This is a genomic window from Arthrobacter sp. Ms25, assembly GCF_059090365.1.
Genome location: NZ_JBNHFP010000004.1, coordinates 258,218 through 279,390, shown reverse-complemented (window position 1 = coordinate 279,390; position 21,173 = coordinate 258,218). Strand labels below are relative to the sequence as shown.

Below are 21,173 nucleotides of genomic sequence, written 5' to 3'. Positions count from 1 at the left end.
GTTTCCCGAACATAGCAACGCGGGGGGACGACACAGGGGACGGCCGCAACCGGCCGTCCCCTGTGTTCCTTACGCTATTCCCACTCGATTGTTCCCGGCGGCTTGGACGTGACGTCCAGCACCACGCGGTTGATTCCGTCCACTTCGTTCGTGATCCGGTTCGAAATGCGGGCCAGCAGGTCGTAGGGAAGCCGGGACCAGTCCGCGGTCATCGCGTCTTCGCTGGACACGGGCCGCAGCACGATCGGGTGCCCGTAGGTCCGGCCGTCACCCTGCACTCCGACGCTGCGCACATCCGCCAGGAGCACTACCGGCATCTGCCACACTTCGTCGTCGAGGCCTGCACTGGTCAGTTCAGCGCGGGCAATGGCGTCGGCACGGCGGAGCAGGTCGAGCCGCTCCTGCGTGACCTCGCCGACGATCCGGATACCCAGTCCGGGGCCGGGGAAGGGCTGCCGTCCGACGATCTCGGCAGGCAGTCCGAGCTCTGCGCCGACGGCACGGACCTCGTCCTTGAAGAGCGCCCGCAGGGGCTCCACGAGTTCGAACTTCATGTCTTCCGGAAGTCCGCCCACGTTATGGTGGCTCTTGATGTTGGCTGCGCCTTCACCGCCGCCGGATTCGACGACGTCCGGGTACAGTGTGCCCTGGACCAGGAAGCGGATGGGCTCGCCCTCGGCTTCGGCCTTGGCCATGATGGCCCGCTCGGCTTCTTCGAAGGCGCGGATGAATTCGCGGCCGATGATCTTGCGCTTGGTTTCCGGGTCGGAAACGCCGGCGAGGGCGGTCAGGAAGCGTTCCTGCTCGTTCGCGACGTAGAGGTTGACGCCGGTGGCGGCCACGAAGTCGCGTTCCACCTGCTCGGCTTCGCCTTCGCGGAGCAGCCCGTGGTCCACGAAGACACAGGTCAGCTGGTCTCCCACGGCGCGCTGCACCAGGGCGGCTGCGACGGCGGAGTCGACGCCGCCGGACAGGCCGCAGATCACGCGCGAGTTGCCGACCTGGGCACGGATGCGGGCAACCTGCTCTTCGACAATGTTGCCGGTGGTCCAGCTGCGTTCGAGCTTGGCTCCCTTGAAGAGGAAGTTCTCCAGCACGGCCTGGCCGTGGGCGGAGTGCTTGACCTCGGGGTGCCACTGCACGCCGTACAGGCCCTTTTCCTCGTTCGCAAAAGCGGCGACGGGTGCGCCGGCGGTGCTGGCCAGGACGTCGAAGCCTTCGGGTGCTTCCTGCACGCTGTCGCCGTGGCTCATCCAGGTGTTCTGCTCGTCGGGGGTGCCTTCGAGGATGGACCGGGCGCCGCCGACGACGCGTGCGTCGGTCGAGCCGTACTCGCGCAGCCCGGTCTTGGCGACCTTGCCGCCCATGGCCGCGGCCATCGCCTGGAAGCCGTAGCAGATACCGAAGACCGGAACGCCCGAGTCGAACAGGTCTGCATCGACTTTGGGTGCGCCTTCGGCGTACACGCTGGAGGGGCCGCCGGAGAGGATAATGGCAGCTGGGTTCTTCGCGAGCAGCTGCTCGGTGCTGTAGGTGTGGGGAACCACCTCGGAGTAGACGTCTGCTTCGCGCACCCGGCGGGCAATCAGCTGGGCGTACTGCGCTCCGTAGTCCACAACGAGGACGGGCCGCTCTTCAATGGGATCAGTCGCGGGATTAGTCACGTTTCAAGGATAGTCGGCCCGCCGCCGGCCGTGCACACCGGCCCGCGGCCGCCCGAAGTCCGGGCCGCCCCCGCTCCGCTCCCCTAGTAGCGTTTGGCCGCTTCAGGATGGGCTTCAAGCTCGGCCAGGACCTGCTGGTGGATCCGCCCTTCAACCACAAAGGAGAGGAACGGCACAACGCCGCCGAGGGCAATCAGGATGAACTTGGAGAACGGCCAGCGCATCAGCTGCCACAGCCGGAAATCCGAGAGCAGGTAGACCACGTACATCCAGCCGTGCAGGATGAGCACGCCGATGGAGAGGTTGATGCCCCCGACAATGATCTCGGTATCGAACCCGTACTTGGCGATCATCTCCACCACGAGGGCAAGCAGCAGGACGCCCGTGACGTAGGAAAAGACCTTGTAGAACTTCAGGGCAGAACGAATCTGGGCATGGGTACCGCCGAACCGGCGCTTCTTTTTCCTCGGTGCCTTGGCGGTGCTTGCGGATTCGCTCACTTGGTTACCTCGCTGCTGGGGTGTTCGTTGTCGGGTTCGGTTGCGTCAGGGAAATCCAGGTACTCGTCGTCGTCCTCGTACTCATCGTCCTCGAGGCTGCGCTGGTACTCGTCGGCCACCAGGCGCCACCACAGGAAGACGGAGAAGCCGGCGAAGACGATCCACTCGAGCGCGTAGAAGATGTTGAGCCAGTTGACCGGGGTCTCCTCGGGCTGGGCGTCAACCACCACGGTCTCCATGCTGCCCGGATCAACGGCGGCACCGTCCACGGTGATTTCCGTCGCCGTGACGAACGCCGAGTAGGCGGGCGCATCCCAGAGGTTGATCAGTTCCGCCGTGGAAAGTGCACTCACGCGGCCTTCCTTGGGCGTCGCGGGCAGCGGGGCCTCGGAAGGCAGCAGGCGCCCGACGACGGCGGCATCGCCCTCCGGCGCGGCCGTCACGTCCTCCGGGTCGGAGACCCAGCCGCGGACCACCGGAATGAATTCGCCCGAGGGGGCGCCGTCGACGGTGAAGGCGGTAACGGCCCAGTAGCCCAGCTCGCCGTCCTGGAGCCGCTGTTCCACGAGCACGGATTTCTCCGGGTCGAAGGAGCCGGAGAAGGAGACCATCTGGTCCGCTTCTGTCTCGTACATGGGCTTGCCCGGGGTGAAGGCCTCGGTCAGCGGCTGGACGTCCTCGGTGACCCGGGGCTCCCGGGATTCGTCGGTCTCGGCACTGGAGAACTGCCACTGGCTCAACAGCACAAACACTGTCGAGATGACGAGGGCAAAGAGCAGTCCGGCGATCCAGCGCGGCTGCAGGGCAGTTTTGAGCACGAGTTAACGGTACTTCGTCAAGCTGTAGAAAACCCAATGACGGGATGCGTCCGCGTCAGTGGTCGAAGAAGACCAGCGACGAATTGATCAGTTCGGAAATGACTTCGGCGTCGTTGGCGCGGCGCAGCGAATCGCGGAAGGCAGGCCGGAACAGGGACCGTGCCAGGGTGGCAAGGACTTCCAGGTGATGGGAGAAGGATGACGCGGGTGTGGCAACCAGCAGGACCACGGTGGCCGGCCCGTCCGCCGCACCGAAGTCCACGCTGTGCCCGTAGCGGGCAATGCCCACGGCAATGGAGGTTTCCTGCACATACTCGCTGCGCGCGTGGGGCAGGCCTATACCTCCGGGCAGCCCGGTGGCCATCTGGTGTTCCCGGGCCTGGACCTGCTCCAAAAACCTTTCCAGGTTGCTGATTCTTCCGGCACGGTAGAGCCGTTCCGCGAGCTGGCGTGCGGCGTCGTACCGGTCGGCTGCCTCCATGTCGAGGATCACCAGCCCGGGGTCGGTCAGTACCGCCCCGGCTTCGTTCAGGCTAAGTTCCCCGTCCCCGTGCGGCACCGGGGAATGCTGCACGGTCTGGTGTTCTTCGTTCAAGGAGTGTTCTTCATTCCATCCGTTAGGGCGCCCGCTAGATGCGCGGCGCGATGTCCTCGGCCGCCAGGCGGGCGGCGTCGGCGCTCTTGTCATCGGGCTGTTCCTGGCTGCGCCGTTCGGCATCGACCCGCGCCAGGTAGTGGGCAACTTCACTGTCTACCCGTTCCAAGTCCCAGCCCAGCAGCGGAGCCATCAGTTCGGCCACCACCGCTGCCGCCGAAACACCGCGGTCCCAGGACTCAATCGAAATCCGGGTCCGCCGGGCGAGGACGTCCTCGACGTGCCGGGCGCCTTCGTGCGTGGTGGCGTAGACAACTTCCGCGCGCAGGTAGTCGTCGGCGCCGGGCAGCGGTTCCGCCAGCGTCGGGTCCGCCTTGATGATCTCCAGCAGGTCCTCGGCCATGGACCCGTAGCGGTTGAGCAGGTGTTCCACCCGGACCACATGCACCCCGTATTCGTCGGCGGTCCGGTGCCGGCGGTTCCAGGCCGCCTTGTAGCCCACGGCCCCCAGCAGCGGGATGGTCTGGGTGCAGCTTTCGGGCACCTTCTCGTCCAGCGCCCTGGCCGCCTCGTCCACGGCGTCCTTGGCCATGACCCGGTAGGTGGTCCACTTGCCCCCGGCCACCACCACGAGCCCGGGTACCGGGTGGGCCACCACGTGTTCGCGCGAAAGCTTGGCCGTGGAATCGTTTTCCCCGGCCAGCAGCGGCCGCAGGCCGGCGTAGACCCCTTCGACGTCCTCCCGGGTCAGCGGCGTCTTCAGCACCAGGTTCACATGCTCGAGGATGTAGTCGATGTCCGCGGACGTGGCCGCCGGATGGGCCTTGTCCAGGTGCCAGTCCGTATCGGTGGTGCCGACAATCCAGTGCCTGCCCCACGGGATCACGAACAGCACGGATTTTTCCGTCCGCAGGATCATCCCGACCGTGGACTGGATCCGGTCCCGCGGCACCACCAGGTGGACGCCTTTGGAGGCGCGGACCTTCAGCTGCCCGCGTTCGGTGACCATCGCCTGGGTTTCATCGGTCCAGACGCCGGTTGCATTGACCACCTGGCTGGCGGCGATATCGAATTCGTCGCCGGTTTCCTGGTCCCGGACGCGGGCACCGACCACGCGTTCGCCCTCGCGCAGGAAGTCGACGACGGCGAGCCGGTTCACTACTGCGGCCCCGTAGTGCGAGGCGGTGCGGACCATGGTCGCGACGTACTTGGCATCATCCACCTGCCCGTCGTAGTACCGGATGGCGCCCACCATGGCGTCATCCTTCAGGCTCGGGGCCATGCGCAGCGTCTGCCGCCGGGTCAGGTGCTTCTGCATCGGCACGCCGCGGGAGTTTCCGGAGGTCATCCCCATCGTGTCGTACAGGAAGATACCGGCCCCCACGTACGGCCGTTCGATGAACCGCTTCGTCAGCGGGTACAGGAACGCCACCGGCTTCACCAGGTGCGGGGCGATCCGCTGCAGCAGCAGGCCGCGTTCCTTCAGGGCTTCCTGGACCAGCGCAAAATCCAGCATCTCCAGGTAGCGCAGGCCGCCGTGGATGAGCTTGGAGGAACGCGACGAGGTGCCCGACGCCCAGTCCCGGGCCTCCACCATGCCCACCTTCAGCCCGCGCGTCACGGCGTCCAGCGCGGCGCCGGCACCGACGACGCCGCCTCCGACAATCAGGATGTCCAGCTCGTTGCCCGGCGCGGTTGTGGCCCGAAGCCGGTCCATGGCCTCGATCCGGTACGCGGGGCTCAGGGCGTCTGCAGTCATGGTTCAGGTTCCTCTCTAGGGTCCTGCCGTAGCTGCGTCCACTCTAGGGGCTGCGCGCCGGTATTTACAGGCTGTACTGGTACGGCGAGACCAGCACTTCAATGCGCTGGAACGCCTTCAGGTCCGAGTAGCCGGTGGTGGCCATCGCCCGGCGCAGTGCACCCATGAGGTTGGAGGTGCCGTTGGTGTGGTGCGAGGGGCCCCACAGGACCTCCTTCAGCGGACCGACGGTGTCCAGCCGAACCCTGTCGCCGCGCGGCAGCTCGCTGTGATGTGCTTCCTGCCCCCAGTGCCAGCCGTGGCCCGGGGCCTCTTCGGCACGGGCCAGCGCGGATCCCAGCATGACTGCGTCGGCGCCCATGGCGAACGCCTTGATGATGTCGCCGCTGGTGCCCATGCCGCCGTCGGCAATCACGTGGACGTACCGGCCGCCGGACTCGTCCATGTAGTCCCGGCGCGCCTCGGCAATGTCGGAGATGGCGGTGGCCATGGGCGCGTGGATGCCCAGCGCCCGCCGGGTGGTGGTGGTCGCTCCCCCGCCGAAGCCGACGAGGACGCCGGCCGCGCCGGTGCGCATCAGGTGCAGGGCCGGGGTGTAGCCGGCGGCTCCGCCGACGATCACGGGGACGTCGAGTTCGTAGATGAACTGCTTCAGGTTCAGCGGTTCCACGGTCTTGGACACGTGTTCGGCCGAGACGGTGGTGCCGCGGATGACGAAGACGTCGACGCCGGCGGCGAGGACGGTCTTGTAGAACTCCTGGGTGCGCTGCGGGGTGAGTGAGCCTGCCACCGTGACGCCGGCGTCGCGCATTTCGGCCAGGCGGGAGCTGATCAGGTCCGCCTGGATCGGAGCGTTGTAGATTTCCTGCAGCCGGCGGGTGGCTTCGGGGCTGAAGTTCCGGCTGCTGAGGGCGGCGATTTCATCCAGCAGCGGCTCCGGATTCTCGTACCGGGTCCACAGGCCCTCGAGGTTCAGCACGCCGAGTCCGCCGAGCTTGCCCAGGGCAATCGCGGAGGCCGGGGACATCACCGAGTCCATCGGGGCACCGATGACCGGCATTTCGAACTGGTAGGCATCGATCTGCCAGTTGATGGACACATCCTGGGGGTCGCGGGTGCGCCGCGAGGGCACTATCGCCACATCGTCCAGGGAATAGGCTCTGCGCCCCTGCTTGCCACGGCCAATTTCTATCTCATTACTCACATCCCTAGGTTATCCCAGCAGACGGCTGCGGCCTTAAAGACGCCCGGCTTTAGGTCCGGCGGCTTCGCTGGGCTTTAACGCACAACGGCAGCCCGCTGCACATCGCAGGGGCTGCCGTTGCCAAGAAACCTAGCGGCGTCCGTAGTTCGGCGCCTCGGCCGTCATCATGATGTCGTGCGGATGGGATTCCTTCAGTCCGGCCGGAGTGATCCGGACAAACTTGCCCTTGGCCTTCAGCTCGGGGATGGTGCGCGCACCCGTGTAGAACATGGTCTGGCGCAGGCCGCCGACCAGCTGGTGCGCCACGGCGGAGAGCGGTCCGCGGTAGGGCACCTGGCCCTCGATGCCTTCCGGGATCAGCTTCTCGTCGCTGGGGACGTCGGCCTGGAAGTAGCGGTCCTTGGAGTAGGAGGTGTTCTTGCCCCGGGACTGCATGGCGCCCAGGGAACCCATGCCGCGGTAGGACTTGAACTGCTTGCCGTTGACGAAGACCAGCTCACCCGGGCTTTCCGCGGAGCCGGCCAGCAGGCCGCCCAGCATCACGGTGTCGGCGCCGGCGACGATGGCCTTGCCGATGTCGCCCGAGTACTGCAGTCCGCCGTCGGCGATCAGCGGAACGCCCGCCGGGATGGCCGCCTTGGAGGATTCGTAGATGGCCGTGATCTGCGGAACTCCGACGCCGGCAACTACGCGGGTGGTGCAGATGGAACCGGGTCCCACGCCGACCTTGATGGCGTCGGCACCGGCGTCAATGAGGGCCTGGGCCCCTTCGCGGGTGGCTGCCTGGCCGCCGATGATGTCCACGTGCGCGGCTGCCGGGTCCTTCTTGAGGCGGGCAATCATGTCCAGCACGCCCGCGCTGTGGCCGTTGGCGGTGTCCACCACCAGCAGGTCCACGCCGGCTTCGACCAAAGCCATGGCGCGTTCGTAGCCGTCGCCGAAGAAGCCGATGGCAGCACCGACCCGCAGGCGGCCCTCGTCGTCCTTGGTGGCCAGCGGGTACTGCTCGGCCTTGTCGAAGTCCTTGACCGTGATGAGTCCCTGCAGCTTGCCGGCGTCGTCCACCAGCGGCAGCTTCTCGATCCGGTTCTTACCCAGCAGCTCCATGGTCTCTTCGGCGCTGATGCCCACCCGGCCGGTGATGAGCGGCATGCGGGTCATGACCTCTTCGACCTTGCGGTTGGGGTATTCGGCACGCGGTATGAAGCGGGTGTCGCGGTTGGTGACAATGCCCAGCAGGGTGTTTTCGGTATCGACCACCGGCAGGCCCGACACGCGGAAATGCGCGCAGAGGTCGTCGAGTTCCTGCAGGGTGGCACCCGGGGAAATCGTCACCGGATTGGTGATCATGCCGGATTCGCTGCGCTTGACCCGGTCCACGTGTTCCGCCTGGTCGGCGATGGACAGGTTGCGGTGGATTACGCCGAGGCCGCCCTGGCGCGCCATGGCAATGGCCATGCGGGATTCGGTGACGGTGTCCATGGCGGCGGAAAGCAGCGGGGTCTGGACCGTGATGCGCTTGGAGAGGCGCGAGCTGGTGTCCGCCTCGGAGGGAATGACATCCGTGGGGCCGGGCAGCAGGAGGACGTCGTCGTAGGTCAGGCCGACGAAGCCGAACGGATCATGTTCTGGGTACTGCTGACTCAAAGCTGCGCCTCTTTCGGGGATGAGAGGAAGGAAAAGGCCCGATGTAGCCTGTACCCATCGTAAAACGAAAGCCCGCCCGCCCCTATTCCGCCCCGAAGGTCTCCGGCGCATGTGAGGGTTGACACGCCGAGGGCCCCGCCGCCGGAAGCATACTTCCGGCGGCGGGGCCCCTTATTCAGCGCAGTGGGCGCGGAGCGGCGGCTACCTAGTGCTGGTGACCGTGGTCGTCATCCTCTTCGGCCGGCTTGTCCACGACGAGCGCTTCGGTGGTGAGCACCAGCGAAGCGATCGAGGCGGCGTTGCGCAGGGCCGAGCGGGTGACCTTGACCGGGTCGATGATGCCGGCGGCAATGAGGTCTTCATACTCGCCGGTGGCGGCGTTGAAGCCGTTGTTGACTTCCAGCTCACCGACCTTGGCGACGACGACCATACCCTCGGAGCCGGCGTTCTCGGCGATCCAGCGCAGCGGCTGGGCCAGGGCGCGGCGCACCAGGGAAACGGCGGTGGCGGCGTCGCCTTCCAGCTTCGTCACCTCCGGGTCCGTGTCCAGGGCGCGGGCGGCGTGGACCAGTGCGGAACCGCCGCCGGCCACGATGCCCTCTTCGAGAGCGGCGCGGGTGGAGGACACGGCATCTTCGATGCGGTGCTTCTTTTCCTTCAGCTCCACCTCGGTGGCTGCGCCGACGCGGATGACGCCGATGCCGCCGGAGAGCTTGGCCAGGCGTTCCTGGAGCTTCTCGCGGTCCCAGTCCGAATCCGTGCGCTCGATCTCCGCACGGATCTGGGCCACGCGGTCGGCAACGTCGGCTTCGGAACCGGCACCGTCAACAATGGTGGTGTTGTCCTTGGTGACGGTGATCCGGCGGGCCGAGCCCAGGACCTCCAGGCCAACCTGGTCCAGCTTCAGGCCCAGATCGGGGCTGACCACCTGTGCGCCGGTGAGGGTCGCGATGTCCTGCATCATGGCCTTGCGGCGGTCGCCGAAGCCCGGAGCCTTGACGGCAACCACGTTCAGGGTGCCGCGGATCTTGTTGACCACCAGGGTGGACAGGGCTTCGCCGTCGACGTCTTCGGCAATGATGAACAGCGGCTTGGAGGCCTGCAGCGCCTTTTCCAGCAGCGGCAGGAACTCGGCCACCGAGGAGATCTTGCCGGAGTTGATCAGGATCAGCGCGTCTTCGAGGACGGCTTCCTGGCGCTCCGGATCCGTGACGAAGTAGGGCGAGAGGTAGCCCTTGTCGAACTGCATGCCTTCGGTGATGGCCAGTTCGGTCTGCGTGGAGGAGGACTCCTCGATGGTGATCACGCCGTCCTTGCCGACGGTGTCGAAGGCCTGCGCCAGCAGTTCACCGATCTCGGTGCTCTGGGCGGAGATGGCGGCAACGTGGGCCACCTGGTTGCCTTCAACGTCCTTGGCATTTTCCAGCAGGCGCCTGGCAACGGCGTCAACAGACACCTCGATGCCGCGCTTGAGCTGCCCGGGAGCGGCGCCGGCAGCAACGTTGCGCAGGCCTTCCTTGACCAGGGCCTGGGCCAGGACGGTTGCCGTAGTGGTGCCGTCACCGGCAACATCGTTGGTCTTGGTGGCAACTTCCTTGGCCAGCTGTGCGCCAAGGTTCTCGTACGGGTCATCGAGCTCGACTTCGCGGGCAATCGTGACGCCGTCGTTGGTGATGGTGGGAGCGCCCCAGGTCTTGGCCAGGACGACGTTGCGGCCGCGCGGGCCGAGGGTCACCTTGACCGTGTTGGCGAGCTTATCGACGCCGGCTTCCAGCGATCGACGGGCGGAGTCATTGAACTCCAACTGCTTTGCCATGTGTGTGTCCTTTCCGACAACTACATCTGCACCTACATCAGAAAACCCCGGCCAGGATGTGGCCGGGGTTTTCTCGGGGAACTACTTAACGACGACGGCCAGCACGTCGCGGGCGGACAGCACCAGGTATTCCTGGCCGCCGTGCTTGACTTCGGTTCCGCCGTACTTGGAGTAAATGACTACGTCGCCTTCGGCAACGTCAACCGGGATGCGGTTGCCGTTGTCATCAACGCGGCCGGGTCCAACTGCAACTACTTCACCCTCCTGGGGCTTTTCCTTTGCAGTGTCCGGGATAACGAGACCGGAAGCAGTGGTCTGCTCGGCTTCGAGCGGGCGGACAACAATACGATCCTCAAGGGGCTTAATAGAGACCGACACTCGGGCTCTCCTTTGCGTAGTTTCTAACGGAATGGGGCCGTTGGTCTGGCGCTGGCCGTCGTCGCGGTGCCGGTTCGCGCTTTCCCTTCGGGAGTTAGCACCCTCACGTTCGGAGTGCTAACTCAGACTTTATGCAACGGTTAGCACTCGGTCAAGGTGAGTGCCAGTGTCCTCAGCGGCCGGCAGTCCGTCAGCCCGCCTGCACGGCCCGAAGATGACGGCGGAATTTGCTTAGGCTCCCCTAACCGGGATAGTTTTCATCTGCGCGCGCATTAGAAAACATTTCTGTGACCTATTCCGAATAGGCGCAACGACTCTCACCGGAGCCCCCATGATCATTAAGTCCCGCCTGCTGGCCGGAACCGCCCTTGTGTCCCTCCTCGCGCTCAGCGCCTGCTCCACCGATGCAGCAGAAGCCGACGTCGAAGCGGCACAGGAATCGACCGTCACGGTCGAGCACGCCCAGGGCAGCACCGAGGTTCCGGTCAACCCCGAGACCGTCTACACCTTCGACCTCGGCGCCCTGGACACGATGGATGCCCTCGACATTGATGTCGACGGCGTGCCCGCTGCAAACTTCCCGGAAAGCCTCTCCCAGTACGGTGCAGAGGACATCACCAAGATCGGCAGCATGAAGGAACCCGACTTCGAGGCGATCAATGCCGGCGCACCGGACCTGATCATCATTTCCGGCCGGGTTGCCGATTCCTATGACGAGCTGAGCGAGATTGCGCCGACCATCGACCTGAGCGTCGACAACGCCGATGCCTGGAACTCCTTCAAGGAAAACACCACGACCCTCGGCTCGATCTTCCAGAAGGAAGACCTGGTGAAGGACAAGCTGGCCGCCCTCGAAGGCAAGGTGGAGGACACCAAGGAGCTCGCCGCCGACGCCGGCAAGGGCCTGATTGTGATGACGAGCGGCGGGGAAATGAGCGCCTACGGGCCGGGCTCCCGCTTCGGTATCATCCACGACATCCTCGGTGTCGAACCTGCGGCGGAAGTCCAGGGCGAGGGCAAGCACGGAGAAAAGGCCTCCTTTAACTACATCGCGGACACCAACCCGGACCACCTGTTCGTGATTGACCGCGACGTGGCCGTCGGCACCTCCGGTGAAGCCGCCTCCGCCGTGCTGGACAACGAACTGGTGAAGAGCACCAAGGCCGCGCAGAACGGCAACATCACCATGCTGGACTCCGCCAGCTGGTACCTGGTCGGGTACGGCCTGAACAACGTGGACACCATGGTCAACACCATCCACGACGCCCTCTAACCGCACCTCTGCGCTTCGCGGTCCGGCACCTGGCGTGCCGGACCGCGGAGGAACTGGATACCGATCTATGACCGCCCCCGCCGCGCCGGCGAAAAACCCGGCTCCCGCGTCCGCCGCCGCTCCCCCGGAACGGCGGCGCTTTCTGCGTTCCACCACCGGACTTGCCCTGGGGGCCGGCGCCGTTGTCCTGTTGGCGGCCGTGAGCCTGTTCGTCGGAGTCGGCGACCTTTCGCTGTCCTCGCTGCTGGCCGGGGACCCCACCACCCGCATGCTGTTCTGGGTCAGCCAGCTCCCCCGCACGCTCAGCATCATCCTCGCAGGAATGGCCCTGAGCGTGGCCGGCCTGATCATGCAGCTGATGGCGCGGAACAAGTTCGTGGAGCCCTCCACCGTCGGTACGGTGGAATCGGCGCAGCTGGGCATCCTGGCGGTGACCGTGCTGCTGCCCGGCGCCTCGATGTTTATGAAGATGTCGACGGCGTCCGTCTTCGCCGCCGCCGGCACCGCGCTTTTCCTGCTGGTGCTGCGCCGGATCCCGCTGCGCAACACCCTGATCGTTCCCCTGGTGGGCATCATGCTCGGCGGCGTCATTTCCGCCGTCACCACCTTTTTTGCCTACCGCACCGACCTGCTGCAGACCCTGAACAGCTGGATGGTCGGCGACTTTTCCGGCGTCCTGCGCGGCCGCTACGAACTGCTCTGGATCGTGGGTGCCCTGACCCTCATCGGCTACCTGGCCGCAGACCGGTTCACGGTCGCCGGCATGGGGGCCCACTTCACCACCAACCTCGGCCTGAACTACAACCGGGTCATGGCGCTCGGACTGGTCATTGTCTCGCTGATCAGCGCCGTGGTGGTGGTCAGTGTCGGCTCCATCCCCTTCCTCGGCCTCATCGTGCCCAACCTGGTGTCCCTGCTGATCGGTGACAATGTCCGCCGGGCAGTGCCCTGGGTTGCCGTCTTCGGCGCGGGCTTCGTCCTGCTCTGCGACATCATCGGGCGCACCATCCGCTACCCCTACGAAATCCCGGTCGGCGTAGTGGTCTCCGCCGTAGGCAGCGTCATCTTCCTGTACCTTCTCCTACGCAAGCGCGGTTCCCATGCCTGAGACGTCCGCCAGCGCACTGCCGGCAGCACTTACGGAACACCGCCGGCGTCCCGTCCGCTCCGTTCCGGCGAAGTTCTGGATCATCACGCTCGGCATCGTCGCCGCTGCCCTGATTGCGGTCTTCATGACCATCGAGCTGCGCGGCAACCTCGGGTACGCCCTGCCCCGCCGGGCAATCAAGGTGGGGTCGATGATCCTGGTTGCCTACGCCGTCGGGGTGTCGACCGTCCTGTTCCAGACCGTCACCGCCAACCGCATCCTCACGCCGTCGATCATGGGCTTCGACGCCCTCTATGTGCTGATCCAAACCGTCCTGGTGTTCGCCTTGGGCGGCGGCGCCCTGCTGTCGCTGGGAGCACCGGTCCGCTTCTGCCTTGAAGTGCTGCTAATGGTCGGGTTCTCGTTCCTGCTCTACCGCTGGCTGTTTACCGGCGGCGGGAAATCGCTGCACCTGATGCTGCTGGTCGGCATTGTCTTCGGCACCATGTTCCGCGGCTTTTCCTCGCTGCTGCAGGTGCTCATCGACCCCAGCGAATTCATCATCCTGCAGGACCTGTTCTTCGCCAGCTTCAACAATGTCGACGCCGCCCTGCTGGGGTACTCCGCCGTCGCCGTCGCAATCGTCAGTTCCCTGGCCTGGCGGATGCGCCACTCCTTCGATGTCCTGGCATTGGGCCGCGATACCGCCGTGAACCTCGGGGTGGACCACAAGCGGGCAGTGACGCTCACGCTGATCATCTGTTCGGTGCTCGTCGCGGTGTCCACTGCACTGGTGGGACCGGTGACCTTCTTCGGGCTGCTCGTGGCTTCGCTGGCCTATCAGCTGTGTGCCAACTTCCGCCATGCCGCGGTGCTGCCCATTGCCGTGCTGCTGGGAATCATCGCCCTGGTGGGCGGCCAGCTGGTGCTGGAGCGGATCTTCGATTTCGACACCGCGCTAAGCATCGTCATTGAATTCGTGGGCGGCATCGTGTTCCTCGTCCTGCTCCTGCGGGGAAAGGTGAAATGACCGTCCTCCCCGTGCACCGCTCGAAAGGCCCCGCATCATGATCTCCGTCAACGGCGTTACCAAACGCTACTCCTCCACGGTTGTAGTGGACGGGGTGAGCTGTGAGATCAAGGAAGGCGGCATCACCTCGATCATCGGACCCAACGGTGCCGGCAAGTCGACCCTGCTGTCCATGATCAGCCGCCTGCTCCCCATGGACTCCGGGTCGGCCTCCGTGGACGGGCTCGACGTCGTTGCCGCCCCCGGACGCGACCTTGCCCGGAAAATGGCCATTCTGCGCCAGGACAATTCCCTCACCGTCCGCCTGACGGTAAGGGACCTGGTCGGCTTCGGCCGGTACCCGCACAACGGCGGCCGCCCCGGCCCCGCGGACAAAATCCACATCGACCAGGCAATGGCCTACCTGGACCTGGCCGATCTGGCCGACAGGTTCGTGGACGAGCTCTCCGGCGGCCAGCGGCAGCGGGCGTTCATTGCCATGGTGCTCGCGCAGGATACCGACTATCTGCTGCTCGATGAGCCGCTGAATAACCTGGACATGAAGCACTCCGTGGAAATGATGCGGCTGCTGCGCCGGCTTACCGACGACTTCGGGAAGACCGTGGTCCTGGTCATCCACGACATCAACTTTGCCTCCTGCTATTCCGACGACATCATCGCCATGTGCAACGGCCGGCTGATCCACCAGGGGCCGCCGTCGGACATCATGCGTCCGGAGGTCCTGAAGGACATTTACGACATCGATATCCGCATCGAGGAAATCGACGGCAACCGGATCGGCGTCTACTTCGCCTGAGCCGCCGTTCCCGGCTGCCCCGTAAGAACGGCCATTTTGCTCCGGGCCCATTGCGCCCCGCCGGGGGCTGCTCCTACGTTGAAAGACCCCACTTATCCGGTCTTCACGGAAGGACCCGCCATGGAGTCCAAGCTGCGCGTCGCTGTCCGGTTCGACTTGGAAACACGGCAGGCACGCCTTGTGGTGCGCGGACGGGTCACGGCAGAAAACAGCGGTGTGCTGTATGTGCTGGCGCGGCGGGCCAATGCCGCCCTCCCCGGCCTGGACGTGGTCCTGGACCTGCAGAAGGCCAGCGTGGCCGGGGACGTCCTGGCGGGCCTGGTACGGAGCTCGGAAACGGGGTCCCTGCCGGTGCTGACGGGACGCCCGGTCCGGGAACCGTTTTCGCCCGGCCAGCTGCGCGTCCTGGCTCCGGCGGCCTAAAGCCCGCCGGCAGCAGCCAGGCGGGCCACAGCCTCCGTCAATACCTCCGGAGAGCAGGCGAAGTTCAGCCGTACGTATCCGGCGCCCTGGGGCCCGAACCTCAGGCCCGGTTCCAATGCCACCCGTGCCCGGTCCAGGGCTGCCGCCGCGGGATCGTCTCCCCAGCCCAGGGCGCGGAAATCCAGCCAGGCCAGGTACCCTGCCGACGGCGGACGGTAGGTCACGCCGGGCAGCCGGTCCGCCAGGAGCTCTCCCAGCAGTTGCCGGTTGGCGCTGAGGGACTCCATCACTCCGGCGAGCCAGGGGCCGCCGTCGTTGTAGGCCGCCGCCGTGGCATGCAGGCCGAGGATGCTCGTCCGCGCCGACACCTCCTCGGGCATGGACCCCAGCATCAGCCGGGTGCGCTCGCTTTGCGCCACCATCACGGCGCACTTGGTGCCGGCGATATTCCACCCCTTGCTCGCGGCGGTAACGCAGAGGCCGTAGTCGCGCGCATTCCCGGACACGGTCAGGTACGGGGTGAACTCCCCCGGCTCATAGGTCAGCGGGGCATGGATCTCGTCACTGATCACGGCCACGCCGTACTGTGCCGAGAGGTCTGCGAGCGCCCGGAGGGTGTCGGCTGAATGGACCAGCCCCAAGGGGTTGTGCGGGTTGCACAGCAGCAGGGCATCCGCGCCGCGGGCAAATGCCCGTTCCAGTCCCGCCAGGTCCAGTTCCCAACCCCCGCTGCCGGACAGCAGCGGCACCGGGACCACGGAGGCATCGGCTTCCAGGGGAAGTTCGAAGAACGGCGGATAGACCGGCGGCGTGATGACCACGCTGCCGTCCACGGGTACGGCCTGCCGCAGGCACTCCACAATCGCCACGCTCACGTCCGTGGTGCTCCGCACGTCCTCCGGATCAACCTCCCAGCCCCAGGTCCTGGCCGCGAAGCCGGCCAAGGCCTCCGCCACGGGTTCCGGCCCGGCAATGTACCCGGTGTCCGAGGCCAGTACCCGCCCGATGATGGCCTGCTGCACCGGCCCGGCCAGCGGATAATCCATTTCGGCCACGAACAGCGGCAGCACATCGGCGGGATAGGTCTGCCATTTGTAGCTGGTCCGGGCCCGCAGCGCTGCCAGCGGCTCGGCGGCGATCTTCGTCATGCCGCCCAACCTACAGCTAACGTGCCTGCAGGCAGAACAACTAGGCTGGAGGGCATGCCCGATACTTCCCTTGCCCATGTTCTGACCCCCGAGGGATGGCAGCTGCTGAACTCGCTCCCCCCGTATCTCGAATCCGAGTCCCTGAAGCTGAACACGGATCTACGCAAGGCCGGGCATGCCCCCGAGCTGGTCGCCGCCGTCCTCACCCAGGCGAAGCTGCGGATGAAGGCGCGGGGCAAGTTCGGCCCGTTCGCCGAGCACATGGTCTTCACCGCCCCCGGGCTGGAGCAGGCCACCCGGCTGAACGTGGCCGCCCTGCACGCGCGGCGCTACCAGGAGGCCGGACTGGAGAAGGTGGCGGACCTCGGCTGCGGGATCGGCGCCGATTCCCTCGCCCTGGCCACCCTGGACCGGCAGGTGACCGCCGTCGAACTGGATGAGATCACTGCCGCAGCCGCCACCATCAACCTCATGCCCTGGCCGGAGGCGACGGTGGTCCAGGGCCGGGCCGAGGACTTCGACCTGGCCGGGTTCGACGGCGTGTGGCTGGATCCGGCGCGCCGGACCACGTCGACGTCGGGCACCACCCGCATCTTCGATCCGGAGGCCTTCTCCCCTCCCCTGTCCTTCGTGCAGTCCCTGGCAGATGCCGGCCTGCCCGTCGGGGTGAAAATGGGCCCGGGCATCCCGCATGAGGCGCTGCCGGCGGACTGCGAAGTGCAGTGGGTTTCCGTGGACGGCGACGTCACCGAGGCGACCCTGTGGTTCAATGCGCTGCGCCGGGACGGCGTGCGGCGCGCCGCGCTGGTGATCGGTGCCGGCGGTGCAGCGGAACTCACCTCCCCGGTGGATTACGACGCCGGCACCCAGGACGTGGCCACGGGACCTGCGGAGGGTTACCTGTATGAACCGGACGGTGCCCTGATCCGGGCCGGCCTGGTGGCCGACGTCGCGGCCACCCTGGACGGGCACCTCCTGGATCCGCACATCGCGTACATCTGCGCCCCGGAACTGCGCGAAACCCCGTTTGCCCGGGCCTACCGGATCCTCGAGGTACGCCCCTACAACATCAGGGCGTTGAAGGCCTGGGTCCGGGAGAAGCGCATCGGTGTCCTGGACATCAAGAAGCGCGGCATGTCCGTGACGCCGGAGGAGGTCCGCAAGGCCTTGCTCACCGGCTCGGGGAAAGGCCCGAACAAGGCGACGCTGGTCCTCACCCGGATCGGTGAGGACCGCGTGGCCCTGGTGGTGGAACCGGTTCCGGCCTAGGACGCCCGGGAGAACTCGCTGGCTTCGCGGACCTGCTCCGGGGTCGGGCGTACCCCTGTGTAGAGCACGAACTGTTCCTCCGCCTGGATGGCAATGACTTCGGCGCCGGTGATCACCGGTTTCCCGGCGGCGCGGGCGGAGGTGATCAGCGGGGTTTCCGCGGGCAGCGCGACGACGTCGAACACTACCTTGGCAGCGGCTACGGCGCTGTCTCCGAAGGACTGCACGTCTTCGTCCGCCCCGGACATCCCCAGCGGGGTGACATTGATGAGCAGGTCCGCCGTGGACGTGCGGGGCTCCGCCTGCCAGGCGAAGTCGTACTGGTCGGCGAGCGCACGCCCGGCGGCTTCGTTCCGGGCAACCACCGTGACGTCGGAGAACCCCGCGTCCCGCAGGGCTGCGGCCACGGCCTTGGCCATGCCGCCGGAGCCGCGCAGCAGCACCGAGTGCGTGGCCGGGACCCGGTGGTCCCGCAGCAGCCGGGCGATGGCCAGGTAATCGGTGTTGTAGGCGGTGAGCACGCCGTCGTCGTTGACGATCGTGTTCACGGAATCGATGGCCTTCGCGGACGGGTCCATCCGGTCCACGAGGGCAATCACGTCTTCCTTGTACGGCATCGACACCGCACAGCCGCGGATGGGCAGGCCGCGCACCCCGGCAATGGCCTGCGCCAGGTCCGCCGGGGCAAAGGCTTTGTAGACGTAGTTCAGCCCCAGCTGGTCATACAGGTAGTTGTGGAAGCGCGTACCGATGTTGCTGGGCCGCGCGGCCAGGGAAATGCACAGGGTCATGTCTTTGTTCAGGATCGGCATCTACCCATTATGTCCGTGCGGGAGAACGGCCCCCGGTTTCGCAGCGGGCGCGGTGGCCGGGGCCCGGCCACCGCGCCTGCGGCTATAGGATTGGTACGGTTCTCAACGCAATAGATGCGGGTCCGGGTACTTCAGTCGCAGCGCATACAGCAGGAGACAGTTTGGAAATCGAGTTCGCCAAGTCGGCCCAGTCAACCTTGGGAGTCGAGTGGGAACTGGCCCTTGTGGACGGCACCACCGGAGACCTGGTCTCCGTGGCGGACGAGGTGCTGCGCGGCGTGAACATCAACGACCCCGCGCTCCATGTCGACGACGAGCACCCGCACATCAAGCAGGAACTGCTGGAGAACACCGTTGAACTGGTGACCGGCGTCTGCAGCACGGTGGCGGAGGCCAAAGCGGATCTTTCCCGCTCCCTCGCTGCGGTCCGGCGGGTGACCGATCCGATGGGCGTGGAACTGTTCTGCGCCGGGTCGCACCCGTTCAGCACCCCGCGTTCGCAGCCGGTCACGGACAAGGAACGCTACGCCAAGCTCATCGACCGGACGCAGTGGTGGGGCCAGCAGATGCTCATCTACGGGGTGCATGTCCATGTGGGGCTGGACAGCCGGGACAAGGTCCTGCCCGTCCTGGACGGACTGGTGAACTACTTCCCGCATTTCCAGGCATTGTCGGCTTCCTCCCCCTACTGGTCCGGCGAGGACACCGGCTACGCCTCCCAGCGTGCCCTGATGTTCCAGCAGCTTCCCACCGCGGGGCTGCCGTTCCAGTTCGGTTCCTGGACCGAGTACGAGTCCTATGTGGAGGACATGTTCACCACCGGGGTCATCGATTCGATCAGTGAAATCCGCTGGGACATCCGTCCCGTCCCCGGACTGGGCACCATCGAGATGCGGGTCTGCGACGGGCTGGCCGATATCCAGGACGTAGGCGCCATTGCCGCCCTGACCCAGTGCCTGGTACACGAGTTCTCCTCGATCATTGACGCCGGCGGCACCATCCCCACCATGCCGCCGTGGCACGTGCAGGAAAACAAGTGGCGGGCGGCCCGGTACGGGCTGGACGCCATCGTGATCCTTGATGCCGAGGGCAACGAGAAGCTGGTCACCGACCACCTGCTCGAAGACGTCCTGCCCCGGCTGGCGCCGATTGCCGCCGAGCTGGGCTGCAGTGCCGAACTGGCCGACGTCCGGACCATCATCGAGCGCGGCGCCGGCTACCAGCAGCAGCGCCGGGTGGCGGAAGAGAACGACGGCGACCTGCGCGCCGTCGTTATGGACGGTATCCGGCAGCTCCGCCGCGCCTGACCGGCCGGACATAGGAGGGCCCCGGCGGTATTCCGCCGGGGCCCTCCGGCGCCGGGGCCGGCTACGCGCCGGCCGGCGCCAGGTGGATGCTGGTGACCGGCAGTGACGGGTCCGTGCCGAAGCCGATCCCGGAGGGTTCGCCGCCGGCCATGACCACCTGCGCACCGAGGGCGGCCACCATCGCGCCGTTGTCGGTGCACAGGGAGATCGGCGGGACGCGCAGCGTGATGCCCGCCGCCGCGGAGCGTTCCCCGGTCAGGGCCCGGAGCCGTGAATTGGCGGCCACTCCCCCGCCCAGCAGCAGGTTGGTAATCCCGTGCTCGGTGCAGGCCAGCACTGCCTTGGCGGTGATCACGTCCACCACGGCCTCCTGGAAGGACGCGGCAATGTCCGCCACGGGCAGTTCCTGCCCGGCGGCCTCGTACTGCTCCACGCAGCGGGCCACCGCCGTTTTGAGGCCGGAGAAGGACCAGTCGTAACGGTGCGGTCCCGGCGCCTCTGCGGTGCCCATGTACTTGGGCTGGGTCAGGCCGCGCGGAAAGCGGATGGCTTTCGGGTTGCCGTCCCTGGCCAGCCGGTCGATTGCCGGTCCGCCGGGATAGCCCAGTCCGAGGATGCGGGCCACCTTGTCGTAAGCCTCGCCCGCGGCGTCGTCAATGGTGGAACCGAGCAGTTCCACGTCGCTTGTGAGGTTGGCTACGCGCAGGACCTCGGTGTGCCCGCCGGAGACCAGCAGTGCCCCGAGGTTTTCCGGCAGCTCGCCGCCGTCGAGCACGCCCACACCCACGTGCGCCACCAGGTGGTTGATCGCGTAGAGCGGTTTGCCGGTGGCCAGGGCCAGTGCCTTCGCTGCGCTGACCCCCACCATCAGGGCGCCGGAGAGGCCCGGGCCGGAGGTCACGGCAATGGCGTCGAGGTCGGCAAGCGTCACGCCCGCTTCGGCAAGGGCTGCCTGCAGCGCCGGAACCATGGCATCAAGGTGCGCGCGGGAGGCGATCTCGGGAATGACGCCGCCGAACCGGACATGTTCCTCCATCGAGGAAGAGACCGTGTTGGTCAGCAGTTCGGTCCCGCGGACAATGCCGATCCCGGTCTCATCGCAGGAGGATTCGATGCCAAGCACCAAGGGGTCGGTGCGGTTCATTTACTGTCCTTCGTTTCTGTTGCGGTCCCGGCCGGCACCGGAGAACCCGTCCACCCGGCCAGGGGCAGGCGCATGATCAGCGCTGAGGCGCCGTCGCGGTAGTAGCGCGGCCGGACATGGATCTGTTCAAAGCCGAACCAGCGGTACAGGCGCTGGGCACGCGGATTGTCGTCACGCACTTCCAGGAGCACGTCCTCCGCGCCGCGCTGCTTCGCTTCCTCCACCAGGGTGGTGAGCAGCCGCGAGCCGATGCCGGCTCCTTCGCTCTCGGGGACGACGGCGATGGTCTGGACATCAGCGATCGGCAGCACGCACATCAGGCCGGCATAGCCGATTACTGTTCCTGCCGGGTCCACCGCCACGTAGTAGGAGCGGGTTTCGGTCTGGGCCAGCTCGTCGTGGAACATCTGCAGCGGCCACGCGTCGACGGGAAACAGCCGTCGTTCCAGGGCATCGACGGCGGGGATGTCAGCGGCGTCCATGCGCCGGATGCGCACGGTCCC

Annotated in this window: 20 protein-coding genes; 7 read left to right on the top strand and 13 right to left on the bottom strand. The window is 66.5% G+C overall.

Annotated features, from left to right (window positions below; translation table 11 throughout):
* Window positions 1-74: 74 nt before the first annotated feature.
* The 9 genes from guaA to groES form a co-directional block, all read right to left on the bottom strand.
* Entirely contained in the window at window positions 75-1,664 is a 1,590-nt protein-coding gene (gene guaA, locus AC5RT8_RS12865) for a glutamine-hydrolyzing GMP synthase (RefSeq protein WP_494096093.1), read from the bottom strand.
* Between the two features lie 83 nt (window positions 1,665-1,747).
* Window positions 1,748-2,164 (bottom strand): DUF3817 domain-containing protein, encoded by a 417-nt coding sequence (locus AC5RT8_RS12860; RefSeq protein WP_494096092.1) that lies wholly within the window; start codon window positions 2,162-2,164, stop codon window positions 1,748-1,750.
* Window positions 2,161-2,982, bottom strand: a complete 822-nt coding sequence (locus AC5RT8_RS12855) for an SURF1 family protein (RefSeq protein WP_494096091.1) — start codon at window positions 2,980-2,982, stop codon at window positions 2,161-2,163. The genes AC5RT8_RS12860 and AC5RT8_RS12855 overlap by 4 nt, the downstream gene beginning before the upstream one ends.
* A gap of 55 nt (window positions 2,983-3,037) precedes the next feature.
* Entirely contained in the window at window positions 3,038-3,514 is a 477-nt protein-coding gene (locus AC5RT8_RS12850) for a PTS sugar transporter subunit IIA (protein WP_494096412.1), read from the bottom strand.
* A gap of 97 nt (window positions 3,515-3,611) precedes the next feature.
* On the bottom strand, window positions 3,612-5,336 hold the full coding sequence (locus AC5RT8_RS12845; protein ID WP_494096090.1) for a glycerol-3-phosphate dehydrogenase/oxidase: 1,725 nt from the start codon (window positions 5,334-5,336) through the stop codon (window positions 3,612-3,614).
* Window positions 5,337-5,400: 64 nt separating this feature from the next.
* On the bottom strand, window positions 5,401-6,540 hold the full coding sequence (locus tag AC5RT8_RS12840; RefSeq protein WP_494096089.1) for a GuaB3 family IMP dehydrogenase-related protein: 1,140 nt from the start codon (window positions 6,538-6,540) through the stop codon (window positions 5,401-5,403).
* Between the two features lie 129 nt (window positions 6,541-6,669).
* Complete coding sequence (gene guaB, locus AC5RT8_RS12835; RefSeq protein WP_494096088.1) at window positions 6,670-8,187, bottom strand: IMP dehydrogenase; 1,518 nt, start codon at window positions 8,185-8,187, stop codon at window positions 6,670-6,672.
* Between the two features lie 205 nt (window positions 8,188-8,392).
* Window positions 8,393-10,003: a chaperonin GroEL gene (gene groL, locus AC5RT8_RS12830; protein ID WP_494096087.1), complete on the bottom strand. Its 1,611-nt coding sequence runs from the start codon at window positions 10,001-10,003 to the stop codon at window positions 8,393-8,395.
* 81 nt (window positions 10,004-10,084) lie between these two features.
* Window positions 10,085-10,381 (bottom strand): co-chaperone GroES, encoded by a 297-nt coding sequence (gene groES, locus AC5RT8_RS12825; protein WP_146361179.1) that lies wholly within the window; start codon window positions 10,379-10,381, stop codon window positions 10,085-10,087.
* Window positions 10,382-10,712: 331 nt separating this feature from the next.
* Between groES and AC5RT8_RS12820 the strand changes: the two genes are divergently transcribed.
* The 5 genes from AC5RT8_RS12820 to AC5RT8_RS12800 all read left to right on the top strand — a co-directional run bounded on the left by AC5RT8_RS12820 (window position 10,713) and on the right by AC5RT8_RS12800 (window position 14,990).
* Entirely contained in the window at window positions 10,713-11,654 is a 942-nt protein-coding gene (locus AC5RT8_RS12820) for a siderophore ABC transporter substrate-binding protein (protein WP_494096086.1), read from the top strand.
* A 67-nt stretch (window positions 11,655-11,721) separates the two neighbouring features.
* Window positions 11,722-12,762 (top strand): ABC transporter permease, encoded by a 1,041-nt coding sequence (locus tag AC5RT8_RS12815; protein ID WP_494096085.1) that lies wholly within the window; start codon window positions 11,722-11,724, stop codon window positions 12,760-12,762.
* Window positions 12,755-13,771, top strand: a complete 1,017-nt coding sequence (locus tag AC5RT8_RS12810; RefSeq protein WP_494096084.1) for an iron chelate uptake ABC transporter family permease subunit — start codon at window positions 12,755-12,757, stop codon at window positions 13,769-13,771. The genes AC5RT8_RS12815 and AC5RT8_RS12810 overlap by 8 nt, the downstream gene beginning before the upstream one ends.
* 37 nt (window positions 13,772-13,808) lie before the next feature.
* Window positions 13,809-14,567: an iron ABC transporter ATP-binding protein gene (locus AC5RT8_RS12805; protein WP_494096083.1), complete on the top strand. Its 759-nt coding sequence runs from the start codon at window positions 13,809-13,811 to the stop codon at window positions 14,565-14,567.
* Between the two features lie 120 nt (window positions 14,568-14,687).
* On the top strand, window positions 14,688-14,990 hold the full coding sequence (locus AC5RT8_RS12800; protein WP_494096082.1) for a hypothetical protein: 303 nt from the start codon (window positions 14,688-14,690) through the stop codon (window positions 14,988-14,990).
* On the opposite strand, the gene AC5RT8_RS12795 is transcribed toward AC5RT8_RS12800, so the two are convergent.
* Window positions 14,987-16,138, bottom strand: a complete 1,152-nt coding sequence (locus AC5RT8_RS12795) for a MalY/PatB family protein (RefSeq protein ID WP_494096081.1) — start codon at window positions 16,136-16,138, stop codon at window positions 14,987-14,989. The two genes, AC5RT8_RS12800 and AC5RT8_RS12795, sit on opposite strands and share 4 nt — an antisense overlap.
* A 54-nt stretch (window positions 16,139-16,192) precedes the next feature.
* On the opposite strand from AC5RT8_RS12795, the gene AC5RT8_RS12790 reads away from it, so the two are divergent.
* Window positions 16,193-17,407 (top strand): class I SAM-dependent methyltransferase, encoded by a 1,215-nt coding sequence (locus tag AC5RT8_RS12790; RefSeq protein WP_494096080.1) that lies wholly within the window; start codon window positions 16,193-16,195, stop codon window positions 17,405-17,407.
* Here the strand turns inward: AC5RT8_RS12790 and AC5RT8_RS12785 are convergent.
* Complete coding sequence (locus tag AC5RT8_RS12785; protein WP_494096079.1) at window positions 17,404-18,219, bottom strand: shikimate 5-dehydrogenase; 816 nt, start codon at window positions 18,217-18,219, stop codon at window positions 17,404-17,406. The genes AC5RT8_RS12790 and AC5RT8_RS12785 overlap by 4 nt on opposite strands.
* 161 nt (window positions 18,220-18,380) lie before the next feature.
* Between AC5RT8_RS12785 and AC5RT8_RS12780 the strand changes: the two genes are divergently transcribed.
* Complete coding sequence (locus AC5RT8_RS12780; protein WP_494096078.1) at window positions 18,381-19,526, top strand: glutamate--cysteine ligase; 1,146 nt, start codon at window positions 18,381-18,383, stop codon at window positions 19,524-19,526.
* A 61-nt stretch (window positions 19,527-19,587) separates the two neighbouring features.
* Here the strand turns inward: AC5RT8_RS12780 and tsaD are convergent, their stop codons facing one another.
* Both tsaD and rimI read right to left on the bottom strand, forming a co-directional pair.
* Window positions 19,588-20,670: a tRNA (adenosine(37)-N6)-threonylcarbamoyltransferase complex transferase subunit TsaD gene (tsaD, locus tag AC5RT8_RS12775; protein WP_494096077.1), complete on the bottom strand. Its 1,083-nt coding sequence runs from the start codon at window positions 20,668-20,670 to the stop codon at window positions 19,588-19,590.
* A complete protein-coding gene (rimI, locus tag AC5RT8_RS12770) occupies window positions 20,667-21,152 on the bottom strand; it encodes a ribosomal protein S18-alanine N-acetyltransferase (RefSeq protein ID WP_494096411.1) in 486 nt (161 codons plus the stop codon). Before rimI ends, tsaD begins: the two co-directional genes overlap by 4 nt.
* Window positions 21,153-21,173 lie beyond the last annotated feature (21 nt).

What these genes read in the sequence shown, in the direction of transcription:
- AC5RT8_RS12845 (WP_494096090.1), bottom strand. Translation starts at nt 5,336, where the DNA reads ATGACTGCAGACGCCCTGAGCCCCGCGTACCGGATCGAGGCCATGGAC.
- groL (WP_494096087.1), bottom strand. Translation starts at nt 10,003, where the DNA reads ATGGCAAAGCAGTTGGAGTTCAATGACTCCGCCCGTCGATCGCTGGAA.
- AC5RT8_RS12820 (WP_494096086.1), top strand. Translation starts at nt 10,713, where the DNA reads ATGATCATTAAGTCCCGCCTGCTGGCCGGAACCGCCCTTGTGTCCCTC.
- AC5RT8_RS12815 (WP_494096085.1), top strand. Translation starts at nt 11,722, where the DNA reads ATGACCGCCCCCGCCGCGCCGGCGAAAAACCCGGCTCCCGCGTCCGCC.
- AC5RT8_RS12810 (WP_494096084.1), top strand. Translation starts at nt 12,755, where the DNA reads ATGCCTGAGACGTCCGCCAGCGCACTGCCGGCAGCACTTACGGAACAC.
- AC5RT8_RS12805 (WP_494096083.1), top strand. Translation starts at nt 13,809, where the DNA reads ATGATCTCCGTCAACGGCGTTACCAAACGCTACTCCTCCACGGTTGTA.
- AC5RT8_RS12800 (WP_494096082.1), top strand. Translation starts at nt 14,688, where the DNA reads ATGGAGTCCAAGCTGCGCGTCGCTGTCCGGTTCGACTTGGAAACACGG.
- AC5RT8_RS12795 (WP_494096081.1), bottom strand. Translation starts at nt 16,138, where the DNA reads ATGACGAAGATCGCCGCCGAGCCGCTGGCAGCGCTGCGGGCCCGGACC.
- AC5RT8_RS12790 (WP_494096080.1), top strand. Translation starts at nt 16,193, where the DNA reads ATGCCCGATACTTCCCTTGCCCATGTTCTGACCCCCGAGGGATGGCAG.
- AC5RT8_RS12785 (WP_494096079.1), bottom strand. Translation starts at nt 18,219, where the DNA reads ATGCCGATCCTGAACAAAGACATGACCCTGTGCATTTCCCTGGCCGCG.
- tsaD (WP_494096077.1), bottom strand. Translation starts at nt 20,670, where the DNA reads ATGAACCGCACCGACCCCTTGGTGCTTGGCATCGAATCCTCCTGCGAT.
- rimI (WP_494096411.1), bottom strand. Translation starts at nt 21,152, where the DNA reads ATGGACGCCGCTGACATCCCCGCCGTCGATGCCCTGGAACGACGGCTG.